This window comes from Arthrobacter liuii (assembly GCF_014639275.1).
GTDB lineage: Bacteria > Actinomycetota > Actinomycetes > Actinomycetales > Micrococcaceae > Arthrobacter > Arthrobacter liuii.
Window position 1 is genome coordinate 1 of sequence record NZ_BMFW01000091.1, and the last position, 597, is coordinate 597.

1 protein-coding gene is annotated in these 597 nt (G+C 65.5%); it reads left to right on the forward strand.

Going from position 1 to position 597, the window contains the following annotated elements:
- On the forward strand, positions 1 to 597 hold a 597-nt coding region (locus IEW19_RS23225; protein ID WP_308420035.1), incomplete at both ends, for an alkaline phosphatase family protein.

Genomic DNA, 597 nt, shown 5'->3' on the forward strand with positions numbered 1-597 from the left:
ACCGGGCGGACGTGTTCCTCAAAGACCTCAAGCAGGCCGAAACGGACAACAACCTCCCGCAGCTGAATGTCATGACACTCCCGACCGACCACACCGCCGGGACGGACCCGTCCCAGCCCACACCGTCCGCCATGGTCGCGGACAACGACCTTGCCGTCGGCCGGATCATTGACGGTATCTCCCACTCCAAGTACGGCAAGGATTCCGCCGTGTTCGTCATGGAAGATGACAGCCAGGGCGGTGTCGACCACGTCGACGGTCACCGCCAGCCGGCCCTGGTGTGGAGCCCCTTTGCCAAGAAGGGCGCCGTTGTGAACACCTACTACACGCAGTTGAACATCGTCCGGACCATTGAACAGATCCTCGCGCTGCCCCCGATGACCCAGATGGACCTCGCCGCGCAGCCTATGTTCGACGCGTTCACCGACAAGGCCGACACCACCCCCTACACCGCCCAGCCCAACCAGATCCCGCTGGACACCCTGAATGGATCCCCGGCAGCAGCTGCCCCGGCCGCTGCGCAGCCTGCCGCCCAGGCCTGGGCTGACTGGTCCAAGAAGCAGGACTGGAAAGGCCCGGACCGCGCCAACCCCGCCC